This window comes from Streptomyces rectiviolaceus, assembly GCF_039533825.1.
Classification (GTDB): domain Bacteria; phylum Actinomycetota; class Actinomycetes; order Streptomycetales; family Streptomycetaceae; genus Streptomyces; species Streptomyces rectiviolaceus.
Genome location: NZ_BAAAUG010000162.1, coordinates 1 through 18,368 on the forward strand (window position 1 = coordinate 1; position 18,368 = coordinate 18,368).

Annotated in this window: 10 protein-coding genes; 6 read left to right on the forward strand and 4 right to left on the reverse strand. The window is 70.7% G+C overall.

The genetic code is table 11. From position 1 onward, the window contains the following. Positions 1–1,830: amidohydrolase (locus tag ABD378_RS36115; RefSeq protein ID WP_344528194.1), on the reverse strand; the 1,830-nt coding region annotated here is incomplete at its 3' end. A gap of 156 nt (positions 1,831–1,986) precedes the next feature. Between ABD378_RS36115 and ABD378_RS36120 the strand changes: the two genes are divergently transcribed. The 5 genes from ABD378_RS36120 (at position 1,987) to ABD378_RS36140 (ending at position 13,078) form a co-directional block, all read left to right on the forward strand. After that, a complete protein-coding gene (locus ABD378_RS36120) occupies positions 1,987–3,009 on the forward strand; it encodes a LacI family DNA-binding transcriptional regulator (protein ID WP_344528196.1) in 1,023 nt (340 codons plus the stop codon). Between the two features lie 149 nt (positions 3,010–3,158). Beyond that, entirely contained in the window at positions 3,159–5,873 is a 2,715-nt protein-coding gene (acnA, locus tag ABD378_RS36125) for an aconitate hydratase AcnA (protein ID WP_344528198.1), read from the forward strand. Positions 5,874–5,988: 115 nt separating this feature from the next. After that, positions 5,989–9,213, forward strand: a complete 3,225-nt coding sequence (locus ABD378_RS36130) for an NACHT domain-containing protein (RefSeq protein WP_344528200.1) — start codon at positions 5,989–5,991, stop codon at positions 9,211–9,213. A gap of 128 nt (positions 9,214–9,341) precedes the next feature. After that, positions 9,342–11,534 carry an ATP-binding protein gene (locus tag ABD378_RS36135; protein WP_344528202.1) on the forward strand — a complete coding sequence of 731 codons (2,193 nt, stop codon included), beginning with the start codon at positions 9,342–9,344 and terminating at the stop codon, positions 11,532–11,534. Continuing rightward, positions 11,531–13,078, forward strand: coding sequence for an ABC transporter substrate-binding protein (locus tag ABD378_RS36140; protein WP_344528204.1), 1,548 nt, complete (start codon positions 11,531–11,533; stop codon positions 13,076–13,078). The genes ABD378_RS36135 and ABD378_RS36140 overlap by 4 nt, the downstream gene beginning before the upstream one ends. Here ABD378_RS36140 and ABD378_RS36145 read toward each other — a convergent pair. Together ABD378_RS36145 and ABD378_RS36150 are read right to left on the reverse strand one after the other, a co-directional pair. Next, positions 13,073–13,459, reverse strand: a complete 387-nt coding sequence (locus ABD378_RS36145; protein WP_344528206.1) for a VOC family protein — start codon at positions 13,457–13,459, stop codon at positions 13,073–13,075. The two genes, ABD378_RS36140 and ABD378_RS36145, sit on opposite strands and share 6 nt — an antisense overlap. Positions 13,460–13,604: 145 nt before the next feature. Then, on the reverse strand, positions 13,605–13,958 hold the full coding sequence (locus tag ABD378_RS36150; RefSeq protein WP_344528208.1) for a hypothetical protein: 354 nt from the start codon (positions 13,956–13,958) through the stop codon (positions 13,605–13,607). Positions 13,959–14,184: 226 nt separating this feature from the next. On the opposite strand from ABD378_RS36150, the gene ABD378_RS36155 reads away from it, so the two are divergent. Further along, entirely contained in the window at positions 14,185–16,986 is a 2,802-nt protein-coding gene (locus ABD378_RS36155; protein WP_344528210.1) for an AfsR/SARP family transcriptional regulator, read from the forward strand. Between the two features lie 4 nt (positions 16,987–16,990). On the opposite strand, the gene ABD378_RS36160 is transcribed toward ABD378_RS36155, so the two are convergent. Then, the gene (locus ABD378_RS36160) at positions 16,991–18,340 is read right to left on the reverse strand and encodes an MFS transporter (protein WP_344528212.1); all 1,350 of its coding nucleotides are present in this window, start codon (positions 18,338–18,340) and stop codon (positions 16,991–16,993) included. Positions 18,341–18,368 lie beyond the last annotated feature (28 nt).

Here is an 18,368-nt window from a genome sequence, read left to right on the forward strand (position 1 = left end):
GGGCCCCGCCGCCGCGCGCGTCACCCGGGCGGCGGCAGCGCGCCCGGCCGACGTGTCGGCGTCATGCACCACTGTGCCTCCGGTCAGCGTCAGACGCACTTCGGCAGAGCTGATATCAGCCACCGGACACCGCGTCACATCGCGGTCGAGCAGCACGAGATCGGCCGACTTTCCCCGCTCGACGGTTCCGGTCAGATGGTCCATACGGAGTTGCCGTGCCGTGCCGAGGGTGTGCATGAGCAGGGCGGACGAGCGGCTGAGGCCTTCCTGCTCGCGATACAGGTCACCTTCCGCCTCTTCTCCCTCGGCTCCGAACCGGTCGACGGAGGTGCGCACCTGGTTCCACACCTGGAGCGGATCGACAGGCCAGTCCGAGCCACCGGAGAGCCGGGCCCCGTGCCGCTCCAGGCTGCGCGCCGGGTACTGCCAACGGTGGCGCGCGGCACCGATGTAGGGCAGCAGGGCGTCCATGGTCCAGGTGTTGCGGGTGGCCCACTGGAGCTGCATGCAGGGGATGACGCCGAGCCGGGCGAAGCGTGGCAGGTCGGCGGGGTCGACGAGTTGGAGATGGGCGGTGGTGTTGCGCAGGCCGCGCGCCCCGGTCGCGCGCAGGGCGTACGCGTACCCGTCGAGTGAGGTGCGGACCGCGCGGTCGCCGATGGCGTGCGCGTGCATCTGCCAGCCGTCCTTGTTGAAGGCGGCGGTGAGCCGGCCGTAGTCGGCGGCCGACACATACAGTTCGCCGCGGTGGTCGGTCGGCTTCCCGTCCTTGTCCAGATAGGGCTCCAGCAGCGCCGCGGTCTGGGCGGGGTACTCGATGACCCCGTCGAGGAAGACCTTCACCGTGCCGAAGCGCAGTCCGTGGACGCCGCCGAAGTCGGCACGCAGTCCGCGCGCGTACGCCAGGGCCGCCGCCGGGTCCTTGGCCAGATCCGAGTCGATCCGCAGCGCGGGCACGACGCGCTGCGGCAGAGCGCCGCGTTCGGCGAGCGCCTGATAGACGCTCAGCTCGCTCTTGCCGACGACCGCTTCCATGAAGGTGGTGATCCCGGACGCCGCGGCCTCGGCGAAGATCTTCGCGGCGGCGGCGACGAGCTGTTCGCGATCGGGCTCGGGGATGTGCCGGGTCACCAGGGGCTGCGCGTCGTCCTTGAGCACACCACTGGGCTTGCCGTCCTTGTCCTTGACGATCTTTCCGCCGGGCGGCTCCGGGGTGGCCGCGGTGATCCCGGCGATGTCGAGGGCGCGCTGGTTGACCCAGATGTTGTGCCCGTCGCCGCCGACCAGGGCGACGGGCCGCCGGGTCGGCAGGGCGTCGAGCATCGAGTGGTGCGGCGCGGTCCCGTGCGGCAGCAGACCCACCGGATTCCAGTCCTCCACGACGAGCCACCCGTCGGGCTCCTGGTCCTTGGAGTCCTTCAGGAACTCGGTGAGCGTCTTCCGCAGCTCCTCGACGGTCTGCTCGGCCCCCGCGAGCGACGGCTTCAGTGAACGGTCGGCGGCGCCCATCGGGTGGGCGTGCCCGTCGTGGATCCCGCTCATGAGGGTCCCGCCGCGCGCGTCGACGACTTCGGTGTCCCGCCCGATGAACCGCCGCAGCGAGGGGTCGCTCCCGACGGCGAGTATCTTCCCGTCCCGCCCGACGGCGACGGCCTGTGCGTGGGCGTGCCCCCGAGTGCCGGTGAAGACACGGGCGTTGTGCACGACCAGGGAGGCGGACCGGCGAGGTGCGGCAACGGCGGGCGCACCCACGGCGGTGAGTAGCCCGGCAGCCCCGGCGGAAGCAAGCAGTCCGCGCCGGGAGAGAGGGGAGAGATGCGGGGAAGGCATGGAGACTCCTGAGGGCAGCCCGGACCCAGGACGCACACGATGCGCCGCGGGGCAATCGGGTGGGTGGGCGGGAAAGATCCGCCGCGAAGCGGCGGCACAAAGACTCGCTGCGTAACCCGTTAACCAGAACCCACCCGCGACGACGGAATCCGTACGATGTGCCCCGTGCCAAGGCCAACCCTTGCCGACATAGCCCGCGCAGCGGAGGTATCGACTGCGACGGTCTCGCACGCCCTGAACGGCACAGGCCGCCTGGGCCAGACCACCCGCCGCCGGGTGCGCGAGGTGGCCACGGCCCTGGGCTACGGGGCGCCCCAAGCCCCCCGCACCCGCACCCTCGGCGTCGCCGTCACCACGTACCCGCGAGCCTGGAACTACACCGAGGTCGCCTACTTCTCCCGCGCGGTCGCGGCGGCGACCACCGCCGCCCATGCCCGCGGTTACGCCCTCACCACGCTCCCCGCTGACCGCGTGACCGAAGACACCTGGCACAGCATCGCCGTGGACGGAATGCTCGTCATGGACAGCCCGCGGGGCGACCCCATGGTCCGTGCGCTCCGCGCCCGCGGCATCCCGCTCGTCTTCGACGGCGTCCCCGGCGACACGCGCCCCGGGGACCACTGGGTGGACAACGACCACGTGGCGACCACCCGCGAGGTCCTCGACCACCTCACCGCGTCCGGGGCGCGCCGCATCGCCCTCCAGTCGGGCGACGGCCACGAGCACTACGCGCGCGTAGTGACCGAGACGTACGAGGAGTGGTGCGCCGACCGTGCGATGCCCCCGCTGGTGGTCCCCTTCGATGCGTACGACGATGAAGGTCACGCCTTCGACGAGGTGCTGGGACGGGAGGTGCCCGCAAGGGAGGCGCTCGGACGGATCGACGCCGTCCACGCCGCCTACGACCCCGGCGGCCGCCAGCTCCTCGCGGCGGCGGCCCGGCACGGCCTGCGCGTCCCGGACGATCTGCTGCTCGTGTGCGCGAGCGAGGATCCGGGGTACGCGGAGACCGAGCCGCCCGTCACCACGGTGACGCTCGACCCGGAGCGCACGGCCCGCACGGCCGTGTCCCTCCTCGTCGATCTGATCGAAGGAGGGCAGGCCGAAGCCCCCGGCACGGTCCTGGTCCCCGCCGGTCTGAGACCCCGCGCCTCGTCGCGACGCCGGGTGATGTACTAGAGTTATCTCGACATCGAGATATCTGCCGAGGCGCACCAGAAGCCGCCACTCGGTAAGGGTTACCTAACTAAGCCTTACCTTAGCGGATCGACGAGGAGTCGTGGCGGCAGGATGTGACGGAAACGCGCACATATATGAAGGAGACTGTCGTGTCGGCGAACAGCTTCGACGCCCGCAGCACGCTGCGCGTGGGCGACGAGTCGTACGAGATCTTCAAGCTGGACAAGGTCGAGGGCTCCGCGCGCCTCCCTTACAGCCTGAAGGTGCTGCTGGAGAACCTGCTCCGCACCGAGGACGGCGCGAACATCACCGCCGACCACATCCGTGCGATCGGCGGCTGGGACTCCCAGGCCCAGCCCTCGCAGGAGATCCAGTTCACGCCGGCCCGCGTGATCATGCAGGACTTCACCGGCGTGCCCTGCGTCGTGGACCTCGCCACGATGCGTGAGGCCGTCAAGGAGCTCGGCGGTGACGCGGACAAGGTCAACCCGCTCTCCCCGGCCGAGCTGGTCATCGACCACTCCGTGATCGCCGACAAGTTCGGCACGGCGGAGGCCTTCGGCCAGAACGTCGAGCTGGAGTACGGCCGCAACAAGGAGCGCTACCAGTTCCTGCGCTGGGGTCAGACCGCCTTCGACGACTTCAAGGTCGTCCCCCCGGGCACCGGCATCGTCCACCAGGTGAACATCGAGAAGCTGGCCCGTACGGTCATGGTCCGTAACGGCCAGGCCTACCCCGACACCCTGGTCGGCACCGACTCGCACACCACGATGGTCAACGGCCTCGGCGTCCTTGGCTGGGGCGTCGGCGGCATCGAGGCCGAGGCCGCGATGCTCGGCCAGCCGGTCTCCATGCTCATCCCGCGCGTCGTCGGCTTCAAGCTGACCGGTGAGCTGCCCGCCGGCACCACCGCCACCGACCTCGTGCTGACCATCACCGAGATGCTGCGCAAGCACGGTGTCGTCGGCAAGTTCGTCGAGTTCTACGGCGAGGGTGTGGCGGCCACGAGCCTCGCCAACCGCGCCACCATCGGCAACATGTCGCCGGAGTTCGGCTCCACCGCCGCGATCTTCCCGATCGACGACGAGACGCTGAAGTACCTCCGTCTGACCGGCCGTGACGCCCAGCAGGTCGCGCTCGTCGAGGCGTACGCCAAGGAGCAGGGCCTCTGGCTCGACCCGGCCGCCGAGCCCGACTTCTCCGAGAAGCTGGAGCTTGACCTCTCCACGGTCGTCCCCTCCATCGCCGGTCCCAAGCGCCCGCAGGACCGCATCGTCCTCGCCAACGCCTCGCAGCAGTTCGCGCTCGACGTACGCAACTACGTCGAGGACGACGACGAGGCGGGCAAGGAGTCCTTCCCGGCCTCCGACTCCCCGGCCTCCTCGAACGGCGTTCCCTCGCGTCCGACCACCGTCACCGCCCCCGACGGCTCGACGTACGAGATCGACCACGGCGCCGTCACCGTCGCCGCGATCACCTCCTGCACCAACACCTCGAACCCGTACGTCATGGTCGCCGCCGCGCTCGTCGCGAAGAAGGCCGTGGAGAAGGGCCTGACCCGCAAGCCGTGGGTCAAGACCACTCTGGCGCCCGGCTCGAAGGTCGTCACCGACTACTTCGACAAGGCGGGGCTCACCCCCTACCTCGACAAGGTCGGCTTCAACCTCGTCGGCTACGGCTGCACCACCTGCATCGGCAACTCGGGCCCGCTGCCCGAGGAGGTCTCCAAGGCGGTCAACGACCACGACCTGGCCGTGACGTCCGTCCTCTCCGGCAACCGGAACTTCGAGGGCCGCATCAACCCCGACGTCAAGATGAACTACCTGGCGTCCCCGCCGCTGGTCGTCGCGTACGCCCTCGCGGGTTCGATGAAGGTGGACATCACCAAGGACGCGCTCGGCGCCGACCAGGACGGCAACCCGGTCTTCCTGAAGGACATCTGGCCCTCCGAGGCCGAGGTGAACGACGTCGTCGCCAACTCCATCGGCGAGGACATGTTCAACAAGTCCTACCAGGACGTCTTCGCGGGCGACGCCCAGTGGCAGTCCCTGTCGATCCCGACCGGCAACACCTTCGAGTGGGACCCGCAGTCGACCTACGTCCGCAAGCCCCCTTACTTCGAGGGCATGACGATGGAGACGACCCCGGTCGCCGACATCACGGGCGCCCGCGTCCTGGCCAAGCTGGGCGACTCGGTCACCACCGACCACATCTCCCCGGCCGGTGCGATCAAGGCCGACACCCCGGCAGGCAAGTACCTCACGGAGCACGGCGTCGAGCGCCGTGACTTCAACTCCTACGGCTCGCGCCGTGGCAACCACGAGGTCATGATCCGCGGCACGTTCGCCAACATCCGCCTGCGCAACCAGATCGCGCCGGGCACCGAGGGCGGCTTCACCCGCGACTTCACGAAGGAAGACGGCCCCGTCTCCTTCATCTACGACGCCTCGCAGAACTACCAGGCGGCCGGCACCCCGCTCGCGATCCTCGCGGGCAAGGAGTACGGCTCCGGTTCGTCCCGCGACTGGGCCGCCAAGGGCACCGCGCTGCTCGGCGTCAAGGCCGTCATCGCCGAGTCGTACGAGCGCATCCACCGCTCGAACCTCATCGGCATGGGCGTCCTGCCGCTCCAGTTCCCGGAGGGCCTGTCCGCCGAGTCCCTCGGCCTGACCGGCGAGGAGGCCTTCTCCTTCACCGGCGTGACCGAGCTGAACAACGGCACGACCCCCCGCACGGTCAAGGTCACGACCGACACGGGCGTGGAGTTCGACGCGGTCGTCCGCATCGACACCCCGGGTGAGGCGGACTACTACCGCAACGGCGGCATCATGCAGTACGTGCTGCGTTCGCTGATCCGCAAGTAGGCGTCGCCGTAGGGCAGTTGTGCCATAAGGCAGTTGGGCCCGTATCCCCCATGGTGGGGGGTACGGGCCCTACGCTTTGTGTGCCAGGGAACGCGCGGCGGCGACGGGGGTTGCAGTGGACGCTGGAGCAGTGGGCATCAAGGTCGCGTCCTCGGTCGTGGTGCCGCTGCTGAAACGGCTGCTCCTGCCGCCGCCCAAGGCGCCCGGAGCCGAGTACACCGAACGGCCCGTGCGGATCAAGGGGTTGCTGTCCTTCGCCGGTGACCACCCCGCGCTCAGCAAGGACGACATGCACCGGCTCGCCCGGGAGCTGGTGCGCCGGGCGGTGCGGGCCGCGGGGCCGCACGAGCGGCCGATCGCGGACGACGAGCACGACGCCGTGGGGCAGGCCCTGACCCGCACCCTCTTCGCCCTCGGCAAGCTCGACATGGACGACGTACAGGTCTTCGTGCTCGGGCCCGAGGAACTGGCCAGGGAGCTGTCCCGGCAGGCCGGGCCCGACACCCGCAGGCTGCTCACCCGCGACGCGGCGCTCTTCCACGACGTACTCCTGCAGACGGCCTGCGTGCACCTCGTGCGGTTCTTCACCCAGCGGCCCGGGTTCGCGGCCCGCGCCCAGCTCGAGGAGTTCCACGAACTGCGGCGCCAGCGCGACCAGTTGGAGGTCATCCTGCGCCGCGTATCGGGCGACGACTGGACGACGGCGGACGCCCGCTTCGAGGAGAAGTACGCCGCCTACGTCATCGAGCGCCACGGCAGCCTCACCCTCTACGGAGTAGATCTGCACGACCCCGGCGGCGGCCAGGAGTGGCCGGAGTGGCCCCTGGAGAGCGCCTATCTGAGCCTGCGGGCCGTCGCGACGCCTGCCCTGGACGCCGAACCCGACATGGCCATCGAGGGAAGGGCGGCGGAACTCGAGGAGAGCGTCGAGACCGTCCTCGTCGGCCACGGACGCGTACTCCTGCAGGGGTTCGCCGGTACGGGCAAGACGACGCTCGTCCAGTGGCTGGCCCTGACCACCGCGCGGCAGGACACGGTGCCGGGCCATCTGCCACAGCTCCTGGGCCGCGTTCCCTTCGTCCTGCCGCTGCGTACGCTGGTCCGCGAAGGCACCGAACTGCCCCTGCCCGACGACTTCCTGCGCCGGATGGGCTGCCCGCTGGTGGGCACCGAACCCGACGGCTGGGCGGCGCGCGTGCTGCAGAACGGCCGTGGTGTCCTGCTCATCGACGGCCTCGACGAAATCCCCGAGGCCGACCGCACACGCACCAGGGACTGGCTGCGCCGGCTCATCGCCGCCTTCTCCGGCAACCTGTGGCTCGCCACCACCCGCCCCTCCGCGCTCGCCCCCGGCTGGCTGGACCGCGAGGGCTTCCACGAGTTCACCCTGAACGCGCTGCGCCCCGACGACCTGCGGCGCTTCATCCAGCGGTGGCACGCGGCGACCGCGGCGCGCGAAGGGACGGACGACGCGCTGATCGAATCCCTGCGCACACAACCGGAATTGAGCAGGATCGCCACCAACCCGCTGATGTGCAGCCTGATCTGCGCCCTGCACAGGGGGCGCAAGGGATTTCTGCCCGAGGGGCGCGCCGCCCTCTACAAGGCGGCCCTTTCCATGCTGCTCGAACGGCGCGACAAGGAGCGCGGCGTGCGCCCCAAGATCGGCGATGAGGCCGTCGCGCTCAGCGAGGAAGCGGCTGCCGAGCCCCTCAAGCGCTTCGCGTACTGGCTGATCCGCAACGAACGCACCCAGATCGAGCGAACGGACGCCCTGGAGCTGCTCGGCAGGCTTCAGCCGCAGGTGCCGAGCCTTCAGCAGCTCGGGCGACCCGAGGATGCCTTGAAGTATCTCCTTGAACGCACCGGACTGCTGCGTGAACCCGCCTCGGGAGCCGTGGACTTCATTCACCGCACCTTTCAGGATTATCTCGGGGCCAAGGCGGTGCTCGAAGAGCGGGACTTCGGCATTCTGGTGAAGAACGCCCACGCCGACGAGTGGGAGGACGTGGTGCAGATGGCCGTCGCGCAGAGCGATCACAAGGGACGCGCCGATCTGCTCATGCGGCTCAACGAACGCGGCAACCGCGAGAAGGACGCGACGGTCCAGGCCAGACTGCGACTGCTCGCCCTCGCCTCCCTCGAGCAGGCCACCCGGCTCGACCCCGCCGTGCGCCGGACCATCGAGACCGAGGCGGCGCGCATGCTCCCGCCGCGCAGCCTGCGCCAGGCCAGGCTCCTTGCGCGCACGGGGCCGCTGCTGCTCGGCCTGCTGCCCAGGGCGCAGGACCTGGACGGCGACGAGGAGCTTGCGACCGTCCACGCGATCTGCCAGATCGGCGGTGACGCCGCCATCCCGCGCCTCAGGGAGTTCCGCGACACCCGCCAGCCCTTGGTGCGGGCCCAACTCCTCGGGCACTGGGACCGGTTCGACACCGATGTCTACGCCGACGACATCATCAGGCCGCTGCTCACCGCGGACCCTTCGCAGCCCGTCACCGTGCGCTCGCGGGCCGAGCTCGACGCGCTCGCGGGCATGCCCGGCTGCGAACGCGTCGGCATACACGGCGACTTCGCCCCGGAGGCCGTGCGCGCGGCGCTGGATCCGCAGCGCCTGCGCGAGCTGCGGCTGCGCGGCGCGCTCCAGCTTGACGACCTCGGTCTGCTCGCGGACTTCCCCGCACTGGAGAGCCTCACCCTGCAGAGCTGCCGCAACCTCAGGGAGCCCGCGCCCCTCACCAGGCTGCCCCGCCTGCACACCCTCGTACTGGAAGACCTCCCGCAGTTCGAACCGCTGGCGAAGCTGGCGGACTGCCCGCGCCTCGGTGCCCTGCACCTGGGTCTTCAAGTGCCCTGGCGCGGGCTCACCGAACTGTCCCGCCTCGGGGATCTGCGGGTCCTCGCGCTGCCGATGGGCACGGTCGAGCTCTCGGAGATCAGGCACTTCCAGGCCCTGGAGGAACTGCGCCTGCACGAAGCGGGCGGCCGGCTGCTGCCGGAGGGATGGGGCGCCCTGCTCGCCGGACTGCCCGAGCTGCGCACGCTGACCCTTTCCCCCGAGCAGCTGAGCGCGCTGCTCTACGACCCGAAGGCGCAGATCGCGCAGGTCACGCACCTCTATGTGTACGCCAAGCCGGGCGCACCCGTGTCGTTGCGGCGCATCGCCCGGAGGCTGCCGGGCCTCGTGGAGATCCATCTCACCCAGGGCAACGAGATCGATCTCTCTCATCTGGCCGGCCTGTCGGGGCTGCGGCGGGTCAGGCTCGCGTACCCCGGGGAGATCCGTGCGGCGGCGAACCTGCCCGACCGGGTAGATCTCGAGATTTACCCGCAACCCTGAACCGAACGGGGGTAAGTTCCACTGTTCCGAGGGGATTTGGAGCAGTAGTCAGCGGCTGGTGTCCGGGGGAGCGCTGCACCTCGCCCCGGTGACGGCCAAGGCCCCAGGGGGAAGCGGGATATCGTCGGATGGGCAAGCCGCAAACGCCACTGCTGTACGGTCGCGATCCTCTGGTGGGCTCACTCATTCCGTCACTCACCGGCCTGGCGTACGACGAACGGGCGCGCAGGAAAAGGGAGTTCGGCGACGACGTGCCCGTCATCCTGCTCACCGGGCAGCACGGACTCGGTCGCAGCGCCGTCCTGGACGGGCTCGCGCGGCACTACCACAAGAGGCTCCCGCTGGCCCATGTACGGGTCGTGGTGCCGGGGGAGTCCACCGCCGTCCGCGTCGTCCCCGCACAGCCGGGGGGCGTGCCCGCCGCGCCGGCCGCCGACTTCGTGCAGGTCCTGGAGCGGATCGTGTGCGCGCTCGCACCCGGGCTCGGCCTGTTCCCCGTCCTGCTGCCGGGCCTGTTCGCGGTCTCCGGCTGGTTCCTGGGCGACGCGGACGGGCGGGACGCCATCTGCGCCCGGCACGCCCGGCTCCTGATCGCCTGCGGTCTTCTTGCCGGGGGCGAGCGGGACGTGGCGCGGCAGTGGTCGGAGCGGGTCGAAGCCTCCGTCGCCGAGGCGGCGGGCGCGGTCGCCGCCGGTATCGAGGTGGAGGACGACGACGGTTCGCAGCCGGTCACCGCGGCGATCCTGCGTGAACTCCAGTCCCTGCGCGGCCTCGCCCCGGCCCGGAACTGGTACGGGCAGCGGCACACCACGCCGGACGGCGTCACCACGAAACCCGACGCGCTGCTTGAGCTCGGCCGGCGCTTCCACCGGGGCGGCGACTACCGGCACGCCGTCGAGAACACCCTCATGGCCGCCTTCCTGGAGGAGGTGGCCGCCGCCTACGGCCTGGTGCGGCACCTGAACCGTGAGCCCTGGCCGCTGATCCTGCTCGACGAGGCGCACGCCCCCGCGGGGCAGCGCTTCCTGAACCTGCTCCTCGAACACCGCGCCACCTCGCAGCGGCGCCACCGCGACCGGATCACCGTCGTCGCGACCCGTCTCGGGGACGTACCGCAGGGCGAGGCGCCGCAGGCGGTGCGCCGCGAACTGGCCGACCTGCTGCCCGCCGTGGGCGGCGCGCGGCGCAAGCAGGCCGCCGCCATCTGGCAGCGCACCGGGCACGATCCGTCGGCCGGGCTGGTCGTCGTGCCGCTCACGCCGCTCGGCAGGGACGACGTCCTTTCCATGCTCGACCGGGCGTCCGTGCGGCTGCTCCATCCGCATCTGGCATCGGCGCTGCACTCGCTGACCGGAGGCCACCCGGCGGCCAGTACGGTGCTGTGCGACGCCGTGGTGCACGCGGCGGGGCAGAACCGCACGGTGACCCCCAGGGACCTGCTCGACCTGCCCACCGCGCAGGGGCGCCCGGTCACCCAGGTGCTTCTGGAGGATCTGCTGCCCGACCGGCGCCAGCGTGACCGGCTCCTGGTGCTGTGCCTGGCGCGGGACAACGCGACCGCGGAGGCCCTCGCCGAGGATCTGGGTCTTGACGGGCCCGAGCAGCTGCCCGCCAACGCGGCGGCACAGTACCTGGTGGAGCGGCAGTGGCAGCAATCCGTCCCCGTCGATGAGCCGTTGGTCGAGAACAGGCTGCTCCAGTCGCTCCTGGTCCACGAGGCGCGCCGCACATCGCCACACCCCGACGATCCGCACAGCTGGCACCAGATCCACGGCTTCCTGCATCAGCACCACAGGCAACGCTCCGACACCGCGAGCGAAGCGGCCGCGTTGCGGCACAGCCTGGCCACCGGGAACGCGGCGAAGGTGGTGGAAATGCTGACGGACGAGTTCGTCGCGGAGGAGGCGGAGCAGAGCGTCGAGCCCTGGCTGATCTGTCTGCGGCACTGCGCCACCGCCCCGACCCCGCCGTCGGGAAGCGCCGGATCGGCTGTGAACCCCCAGGACGGCACGGACGGTTGGAGCGACCGACGGGTGGAGATCGCGCTCGGGGAGCACGCCGCCCGCTACACCCATCTCGACGAGGCGGGCCGCTCCATCAACCGGCTCCTTCACGCCCTGTGGTATCTGTCCGAGCCGTACGCCGACGCGGCGATCGACCCGGACGCCGAGACCCTGTGCCAGGCGGTGGGCGACGAACTCGGATTCCTCTCCCGGCGCCACCGCACCTGGTACGCAGCCCTTGGCAGGGCCGCCCGGGACTGGCCGGTGGCCGCCCGCAGACGGCAGGTCCTGCCCGTCCCCGCCAGTGAGGGGTCATGATGTTCAACCACCCGCCCAAGGAGTGGGGCCCCCTCGAATGGCTGGTGGCCGCGGTGGTGGTCATCGCCCTCGTCGTCGGGCTCGTCACCTGGAACAGCTCGCGCCCCGGTCCGTGCGGTGACGGCCTGGAGGAGATCGCCGGGGAGTGTGTCGGGGTCACCGACCACGCCTTCGACGCGGACGAGAGGACCGAGAGCCTCATCGAGGCCGTGGCGGACGAGAACGCCCGGGTCCGGCAGGACTGGGAGAACCCGTCGGGCGACAGGGCCCGCATCCCCTACGTACGTGTCGCCCTGATGATGCCCTTCACATCGAACGCGTCCAGTGCGATGACCGGCGACATGATCCGGCGCGCGCTTGCGGGGGCCCTCGCGGCGCAGCTGGAGGCGAACAGCGCCAGCGGGCCGCACTACCAACTGCTCTTCGCCCCCGACGGCAAACACCTCAGCGAGTGGAAGCCCGTAGTCGACCGGCTCGCCGAGATGACGAGGGACAAGGAGGCGCCGCTGGTGGGCGTGACGGGCATCCCGAGCAGTACGACGGAGACCCGCGAGGCGGTCGCCGAGCTCACCAGGCGCGGCATCCCCACGGTCGGCCCGGTGATCACCGCGGCCTCCATGAACTCCCGGTACTTCTTCAAGACGTCGCCCAACAACGAGGAGTTCGCCAAGGCCCTGTCCCGCTACCTCGACCGCTATCCGCAGGAGGAGCGGGGCCTGCTGCTCTGGGACAGCCGCGAGGGCGACGTGTACTCGCAGAACCTGCGTGCCGTCTTCGACCGGCAGTTCGGCAAGACCTACGACCTGAAGAACCACAACTCCCACTACATCGGTTCGTCGGGCGACGACCAGGGCATCCCGCAGCGCTTCGCCGACGCCGTCGCGAGGATCTGCCGTGACAAGGCGGACACAGTCTTCTTCGCGGGGCGTGATCAGGATCTGCCCGCGTTCATCAAACGCCTTGCCAACGAGGGCGGTTGCGACCGCGGCGGCAAGCTGCGGATCCTCAAGATCGGCATCGGCCTGGAGCCGACGCTCACCTCCGCCGACACCGAACGCAGTCTGCGCAGGGCCGACGCCACGATCGTCGACGCATCGGCCTACGACCCCTCCTGGGAGGAGACCCCCGGCGATGCGCCCTCGGGCTTCTCCCCCTTCCACGCCCGCTTCAAGGACATCGAGAGCGAGCACGAGCTGGGGGACAAGGCCTTGGAGGACGGGTACGCGGCCATGTACTACGACGGGTTCGCCCTCCTGGCGTCCGCGGTCGACCGTGCGTACAGCGAGATCAACGCGCTGCCCTCGACCAAGGACGTGTACAGCACGCTCACCTTCTCGACCATCAACGGCGGGACGTGCACCGGCTGTCTCGTCGGGGCGGGAGGCACCTATGGGTTCACCGGCCCCGGCGAGAACAACCAGTGGGCGGTCTGCAAGCCCGTCCCGGTCATCGAGTTCCCGCCGGTCGCCCGGTCCGGCGACAAGGAGAAACTGCCGCTGTACCGGACGTACCGGGGGGACAAGGCTAAGAGCTGCCCGTCATGAACCGCCGCCGTACGGCACGGTGATGATCTCCATGGCGTGGCCCGCGGGGTCCAGGAAGTAGACGCCGCGACCGCCGTCGTTGGTGTTGATCTCACCCGGCAGCTTCTGATGCGGATCGGCCCAGTGCTCGATGCCCTGGGCCGTGATCTTCTCGTACGCCGCCTCGAACTCGGCCTCGGAGATCAGGAACGCGTAGTGCTGCGGGGTGATCTTGTCCGCGGGGATGGTGGCGAAGTCCAGGGTGACGGAGTTGCTCAGCTGCACCGCGATGAACGGGCCCCACTCCGAGGCGATCTCAAGCCCCAGAAGATCCGAGAAGAACTCGGCGGACTCCCGGTTGTCCCGGGCGTGGATGATCGTGTGATTCAGTTCGACCGACAAGGAATGCCTCCAGAAGGCATCTCCCGACACCTCCATGCCTCACCCAGTCGGTGACCGACACGCGATGTCGCCGTGGATCTTAGACACGGCGACATCGCGCTGTCGAGCTATTTCGTGTGGGCGGTCACGATCCGCCGCCGGAACATCATCCTTCTTCCCAGCCCACACTGCCGACACCCGTGCCGCCGAAGCAGCGAGCGCTGGACACATCGGACCCGCCCGGCTTCAGCGTCTTCCACTGGCCGGAGGTGTCCGGCCATTCCCCGCAGACCACCGTGACACGGAAGGCCGTCACGACACCGGTGTTGTTGGTGCAGTGCGCGTGACCCCAGTAGCCGTCGGTGTCCGTGGTGCAGTTGAGAACGTTGGCGGCCGCGACCGGTACCTGCTGTACCGCCGCCGCACCCGGCGCGACGGCGACGACGAGCGCCGGCAGCGTGGCGGCCGCCACCGCTGCGAGCTTGAGGGCGAGCCCGGTGAGGCAGCGAGGCTTGTTCATGAGTCGGTCTCCTTCTGGATCTGCGTCGCGGTGCACTGGCGTGCACCGCCGTCCGCACTCCAGTGATGTTTCCGAGCGGCCCTGTCGTGCCGGTCACTCGGCGGTCACTCGACACTCACCACTCGTGATGGAATGATGACTCAGGGTGACGGGGGTGGGGATCAAGGTGTTTGAGTACAGGCTTCTGGGGCCTCTTGAGGTGCTGTTCGACGGCAGGCCCGTGGCAATGCGGGCAGCGAAACAGCGGGCCCTTCTGGCGTCGCTCCTGGTGGACGCCAACAAGATCGTCCCCACCGACACCCTGATCGCCAGGCTGTGGGACGAGCCGCCGCACGGCGCCCGCAACGCCCTGCAGAATTACGTGCTGCGGCTGCGCAGAACCCTGGGCGGCCCGGCCGAAGGGCCGATCCGCACCTGCGCGGACGGCTATCTCATCGACGTGCCCGACGACGCCCTGGACCTGCACCGATTCGATGCCCTGGTGACCCGGGCACGGGCCGCCGCGGCAGCGCAGGCGGCGGAGCGGGCTTCGGCGCTCCTCGGCGAGGCGCTGGCGCTGTGGCGCGGAGAGCCGCTTTCGGACGTTCCGTCGGAGCGGCTGCAGCTGGAGGTCGTCCCCGCACTGAACGAGCGCCGCCTCGGCGCGCTGGAGTTGCGCACCGACGCCGACTTCCAGCTCGGGCGGCACACGGACGTACTGCCGCGCCTGCGCGAACTGACCGCGGCCCACCCGCTGCAGGAGCGCTTCTGGGCGCAGCGCATGCTGGCCCTCTACCGCTCGGGTCGGCAGGGCGAAGCCCTGGAGTGCTACCGCACCGTCAGCGCGCTGCTCCTTGAGGAGTTGGGCGTGGACCCGGGGCCGGAGTTGTGGCAACTCCATCAGCAGATGCTCACGGCAGACCGCTCCCTGACCGCACCGGCGTCGCCGGAGGGCCCACGGTCCGAGGGAAACCTGCCCGCCGAGACGACGACGTTCATCGGCCGGGAGAGCATGCTCCGCAGAACGCGGAAGCTGCTGGAGAACGCCCGCCTCGTCACGCTCACCGGGCCCGGCGGCGTCGGCAAGACGCGCCTCGCGCTGCGCGCGGCGGCCGAGGCCTCGTGGGCCTTCCCGCACGGCGCATGGCTCGCCGACCTCGCGCCCCTGACCGAGCCGCAGCTCCTGGACCGTGCGGTCGCCGAGGCGCTCGGCATCCCCGACCTGTCGTCGCGCCCCGGTACGGAGGTGCTCGTCGAGCACCTGCGGGAGCGGCAGTTGCTGCTGGTCCTCGACAACTGCGAGCACGTCGCCGAAGCGGCAGGGCGCCTCGTGGGTACGCTGCTGCGCGCGGCCCCGGGCCTGCGCGTGCTGGCCACGAGCCGCCAGGGGCTGCGCGTCCCCGGGGAGTACTTGCTGCCCGTACCGCCGCTTGCCGTCCCCCGGGACCGGGGCGCACCACCGACGCTGACGCGCTGTGAAGCCGTGCGGCTTCTTGCCGACCGTGCCGAGGCCTGCGCCCCGCACTTCCGGATCACCGCCCGCAATGAGGAAGCCGTGGGCCGCCTGTGCCGTCGTCTGGACGGCATTCCGCTGGCGATCGAGCTGGCAGCGGTGCGGCTCGGCACGCTCTCCGCCGAGGAGATCCTGGAGCGCCTCGACGACCGGTTCCGGCTGCTCTCCGACAGCGGGGCGCGCACAGGACCCCGGCATCAGCGCACCCTGCGCGGCGTCGTCGACTGGAGCCACGACCTGTGCGACGAACGCGAGAAGAGCCTGTGGGCAGGGGTGTCGGTGTTCTCCGGAGGCTTCGACCTCGCGGCGGCCGAGGCGGTGTGCCCGGGCGAGGACATGACGCGTGAGGACATCGTGGACGTCCTCGCCGCCCTCGCGCACAAGTCGGTGCTCACCGTCGACACGACAGGACCCCGGGCCCGGTACAGAATGCTGGAGACCCTGCGCCAGTACGGGCAGTGCAGGCTCCAGGAGCTCGGCCGGGACATCCCGCTGCGGCGGCGCCACTGCGCGTACTACGCGGACATGGCCGCGCGGGCGGCGGAGCGGTGGTGCGGGCCCGACGAGGTCGCCTGGCTGTCCCGGCTGCGCCTGGAGTCGCCGAACCTGCGGGCGGCCCTGGACTTCTGCGTCACAGGGGAGGGCGACGCCACGGTCGGCCTCGGGATCGCCGCGAACCTCACCCGCACCCGGTACTGGTTCTTCACCAGCTCGCTCGGGGAGGGCCGCCATTGGCTGACCCGCACCCTTGACCTCGCTCCCGAGGCGCCCGCCCCGCTGCGGGTCGGCTGCCTGGCGCTCACCGCCTGGATCGCGCTGTGCCAGGGGGACCGGTCCTCCGCCGAGCGACTCCTGACCGATGCCGTGCGGCTCGGCAACGCCGTCGAGGACGGCGAATCCCTTGGCGTGCTCGCCTACATGGAGGGCGCCTTCGCCTTCCTCGTCTACGCGGACGTACGGTCCATCGCGCTCCTGGCAAGCGCCAGGGAGCGTTTCCGGGCCGACGGCCAGGTGGGCGATGCTCATATGGCGACCATGCTCTGGTCCATGGCGGCGTCCTTCTTCGGTGAACGGGAGCCTGCCCTTGCGGCCGGGCGGGAGTACGTGAACGAGGCCGACGCCCACGGTGCGGGCTGGGCACATTCCTGGGGGCTTTGGGGTATGGGGCTCGCGGAGCTCCGGCACGGCGACCCGCACCGGGCGGTGGATCTGTTCCGTGACTCCCTGCGCAGGCAGTGGGCCATCGGTGACCGCTGGGGGACCGTGTGGGGCATGGAAGCCATGGCCTGGGCCGTCGCCGCCACCGGGGACCATGGCCGGGCCGCCCGGCTGATAGGGGCGGCATGCCGACTCCTGCGGACGACGGGCGTCGCGCTGACGGGCCTACGGCCGTTCCACGAAGCCCATACCGAAGTCGAGCACCTCGTGCGCCGCACCCTCGGCGAGCGGGCCTTCGCGGCGGCCTTCGCGGAGGGAGCGGCGACGCGGGACGCCATGCGGCTCGCGCTGGGCGGGACCGGATGCGGGACCGGCTGAGCGGTCAGGCAGGGTCCCGGGGAGGGCACGTGCGGGCGGTGAGCGCCACACCCGCCGCCGCGACGAGCACGCCGACCGCCGCCCACCCGAACGCGGCACGGTAGTCGGCCACTTGAGCGCTGCCGCCACCGACCACCGCGCCCACGAGCACCGCGAGACCGAGCGAGCCGCCGAGCTGGTCCACGGAGCGCTGCACACCGGAAGCCGTGCCCGCGTCGTCCTCGGTGACGTCCGAGAGCGCGGCGTTCTGCAGGGCGAGCAGCCCGATTCCCATCCCGGCGGCGACGCCGATCATGCCGGGCAGCACGTCCACCCACAGCCCGCCCCGGTCGGGCAGCCGGGCCAGCCAGCCGAGCCCCGCCGCCGTGACGAGGAGACCGAGCAGCGCGGTGCGCTTCGTGCCGAACGCCCCGATCAACCGGGACGTCAGGAAGATCGCCGCCAAGAGCGCGCCACAGAACGGCAGATACGCCAACCCGGCCTGCAGCGGCGAGAGTTCGACGACTTCCTGCATGTAGAGGGTGAGCAGGAAGAAGCTGGTCGAGAGGCCCGCGCTGAGCGGTACCGTCGCCGCGTTCGCGACTGCGCGGGTGCGGTGCGCGAAGAAGGAGAGCGGCACGAGCGGACTCTTCGTACGCGCCTCGACGAGCACGAAGGCGCCGAGGAGTACCGCTCCGGCGAGCGTCGCCGCCACTGATCCGCGCAGGATGCCGTAGACGAGGGTGATGGGGCCGCCCGTCAGCAGCGCCGCGCCGAGCAGGTCGAGGCGGCGCCCGGCGGCGCGCGGACCGTCCGCCCGCACGAGCGTGGGCGTGATTGCGATGACGACCGCTGCGAGCGGCACATTGATGCCGAAGATCCAGCGCCAGTCGAGGAGTTGGACGATCACGCCGGAGAGCAGTACGCCGACGACGAGCCCGCCCGCCGAGATCGCACCCCAGACCCCGAGCGCCTTGGCACGCTCCTCGGGCCCTGGGAAGAGCAGCGCGATCAGTGACATCGCGGCGGGTGAGGCGAGGGCCTCGCCCGCGCCCTGTGCGAAGCGGGCGGCGATCAGCGTCTCCAGGTTCGGCGCGAGCCCCGCAGCGAGCGAGGCGATGGCGAAGAGGGCGGCGCCGAGCAGGAACATCCGCCGCCTGCCGAGCAGATCGGTCAGCCGCCCACCGAGCAGCAGCAGGCCGCCGCCGACGAGGGTGTAGCCGGTGACCACCCAGGAAAGGGCGGCCGGACCCGCGTCGAAACGCTCCCCGATGGCGGGGAGCGCGACGTTCACGACGGTGACGTCGATCGCGATGAGGAACTGGAGGAGCGAGAGAAGGGCAAGCGTGAGCGTGCGCCGGGGATAGGTGTTCACGTGACGGGCACTCCAGGTCGGCCCCGGG